The organism is Viridibacillus soli, assembly GCF_016612995.1.
GTDB classification, from domain to species: Bacteria; Bacillota; Bacilli; order Bacillales_A; family Planococcaceae; genus Viridibacillus; species Viridibacillus soli.
In genome coordinates this window covers 1-3,153 of sequence record NZ_JAEOAH010000080.1, presented here as the reverse complement: position 1 = coordinate 3,153, position 3,153 = coordinate 1, and the positions used below count along the sequence as shown (strand labels likewise).

Below are 3,153 nucleotides of genomic sequence, written 5' to 3'. Positions count from 1 at the left end.
TTAAACAAACGTGTTTGTTTGGGTGACTGGCACTAATTGAGATAAATCGAGTTTTTATAGATAATATTCTAGGCTATCTATGAAGCGACCTAATGCTGTATCAATGACAACCATAATGAATATATAATAAACGATTGTAAAAGCAACAATATAAATAATATATCCATAAAAAGCATCTATTTTTTGTGGTTGTTCATTGATGAGTTTGCAGATAATATATAATGGCATGATAAATATTGCTAGGATGTATACAATAACCAACATAATACTAGCTGTAATATTAGCTGATAATAGATAAAATAAGAATGTAACAGCTGCTAACGAAATGACTGGAGACAAGTGTGCCCCGTAAATACCAACAATATCTTTAAATGAAATATTTTGATTAACAAATCTGCTCATCATTAATAATACAACTTCAACTATTAACATACTTGCCGCTACAAAGATGAAGACGTAGAATATTACTGAAAACAGCGATATTCCTAGCACCTCTTCTACTGTACTTGAAAAGCCACCGGAAGCTGCCTTAATTGATTGGGAAACTCCATAATAAACTGTAATTCCTAAAAGGATAGATAGGATTGCCATAGAGATTATAGCATTGATGAATTGTTGACCTTTTTCTTTGAAACCATGGCTTGGATTTTTTAAATTTTTGATAAAATAAGACCAATATTGACGAGATTGGATTTTCACTTTTTCAATACTTTCATTTTGGGTTGTTTTTTGATTAGATTGTACAGCAGAAGATGTTGTTGCTGCAGCTTCATTTTGCTTACTCGTTGTTTGCTCAGATGACTCTACTTGTTCAGTAATTGAATTACCACATTTTCCACAAAACTTACCTGATTCTTGCTCAGTACCACATGTTGAACATTTCAACATTATTCCAGCTCCTCTGCTCTTGTAATTTCACGTTGTGTGAGATTACTTGTCTCTAGTCTATTTCAGTTGTTTTAATAAGTTCATGAACTTTCCAATTACCATCTACTTTTGTTAATCTTCTGTTAGATTTATACTTTCTATCTCGAGGTTCACCATCCGTATAAATTGTGAAATATTCGGTTGTTGATACGACAACTTCCTTATCATTTACATATTCAACATCGTCTAGCGTCATAGAAATTATTTCTTCTGTGATTTTCTTTTTTTCTAAATAATCAATATATGCAATGTCTTTTTTCAGTGTTGGACCTGATTCATCGTAATAGTTTTCGGAATAGGAGATATCTCTTTCATTGATAGCTTCTATGCCAGCGTTCAAATAACTGTTCAAAAAATTCTCCAGCTCAGGTTTCATTTCGTCTACAACATTGTTTTTCACTTTATTGCGTGCTGTTGAAGTAAGTGCATCTTTCGCTGAGTATAGTTTTTTTGATCCATCTACTTCATTTGTTACTTCAAAATCACCTGCATATCCTTCTTCTGAATGAACAATAATCCACTTGGACTTGTTGTATTTTACTTTGTACTGCATAATGGGTGTTATTTGTTCTAACTCTTGATCATATCCCATTTTGTACCATGTCTTTTCTTGATCGACCTGTCCAGTTACTGTTAGTAAAGCCTGTCCATCTTCATCAGTAGATATGTAGACAGCTCTTTTATCAATACCTAAATGATTAAATTTACCTGCAAATAAATACTCATCATCTACGTATTCCTCTAGCGTTTTTCGATATTGAGGTGATAAATTTTTAATAAGGGAAATATCTTTTTTTGCATATGCTTGAAATCTCTGTTCTTCAAATGTAGCTAAATCTGCTACTAGATTTTCAGCTAAATCGTCCGACAAATAGCTGATTTCAAGCTCATTTTCTTCGTCATTTTCAATTAGTTGGGAGTTAGATGTTACTTTGCCCCAAGGGAATGTTGATACGACTTGTACTTTTTGATTGTTGCCTATTAATAGTGGGCCAATCTTTTTAGTATAACCTTCCTCATCAACTGGAATTCTTTCCTTATTTAATAGGATAGCTGTATTCTTCATCAGTTTAGAAGTTAATGATGGTACATAAAATTTTGTTTCAACAGTTTTTGTTTCATTTGCCAAATCGAAGCTATCATTGCCCCTTGGGTCTATGTATATTGAAAATTTGTCTTTTGCTTTGCCATATTGGTTATCCAATTCAACTTCAACTGCATACTTTCCAGGTAGCATTGGACCAAACCGTACTCGATCCTCTTTTTCAGCATCCGTTGTAATTATTTCACCGTTAAATGTAAAAGTTAGTCCATCACGCATTCCTTCAAATTCAGCATATTTATTTTCAAATGTGACTTTGTTCTTTTTAACAATACCTAGAATACTTCCATCAGGAATGATATTCATATAATCCTGAATAATTTGTATGCCTTCTTCTTTTTCTAATAGAGCTAATGCCTTTGCTTCGGCATTCACAATTACAGTACCATTATTATGAACAACTAATTTTTTGATTGATTTCGTATCATTTTCTTTCACAGCCTTCAATAAACGTTCTTGGACTGATGCGGCAGAATAAAAGTTGTTCCCCCACATAATAAAGCTAATTAGCAATATTACTATGGAACCGATTGTGCCGTATAGTGCTTTTTGTTTTTTACTTAATGGCTGTTTAGGTACCTGAGGTTCTATAGGTTGACTAGACTCAAAATTACTTGTAGCTTTATTTGCTGCAGATTGTGTTGCTTTATGCAACTTTGTGCCACAATTCATACATACTACATCGCCCTCTATTAATGCCGATCCACACTCTTGGCAAAATTGACTCACTGCGTAAATCTCCTTCCAAATAATAATAATTTTAAAACCTTAAATACAACAATTTCAGCATAAATTTACTGAATCTGCTTAATATTATGTGCAATATTTATCCCTTCAAATAAATTTCCCTTAATCCAAGACTAAAGTCTTAAGTAATTTAACACATATTATCATTATATATTGGTAATATATACATTACAATAACCCTTTGATTTCACGAAAATAATAGAACATTAGATTTATTCCAAAAGAAATCTCTGGTTAGATATTTAATTAACTGGGTAGTGGTTGCACCGATTTTAAGTAGAATTTCGTTTGTTGCGGAAATGAGGGTGATTGTTGCGTAACTCTGCTCGTTTGTTGCTCAAAGTGCTTTGTTTGTTGCGGAACTCTGCCTGTTTGTT

2 protein-coding genes are annotated in these 3,153 nt (G+C 32.7%); both read right to left on the bottom strand.

Features of this window, described 5'->3' with window-relative positions; all coding sequences use genetic code 11:
- Positions 1-54: 54 nt before the first annotated feature.
- Entirely contained in the window at positions 55-888 is an 834-nt protein-coding gene (locus JFL43_RS22030) for a DUF6574 domain-containing protein (RefSeq protein ID WP_200750704.1), read from the bottom strand.
- Between the two features lie 52 nt (positions 889-940).
- Positions 941-2,758 carry a TcaA NTF2-like domain-containing protein gene (locus tag JFL43_RS22025; RefSeq protein ID WP_200750703.1) on the bottom strand — a complete coding sequence of 606 codons (1,818 nt, stop codon included), beginning with the start codon at positions 2,756-2,758 and terminating at the stop codon, positions 941-943.
- Positions 2,759-3,153 lie beyond the last annotated feature (395 nt).

What these genes read in the sequence shown, in the direction of transcription:
- JFL43_RS22030 (WP_200750704.1), bottom strand. Translation starts at nt 888, where the DNA reads ATGTTGAAATGTTCAACATGTGGTACTGAGCAAGAATCAGGTAAGTTT.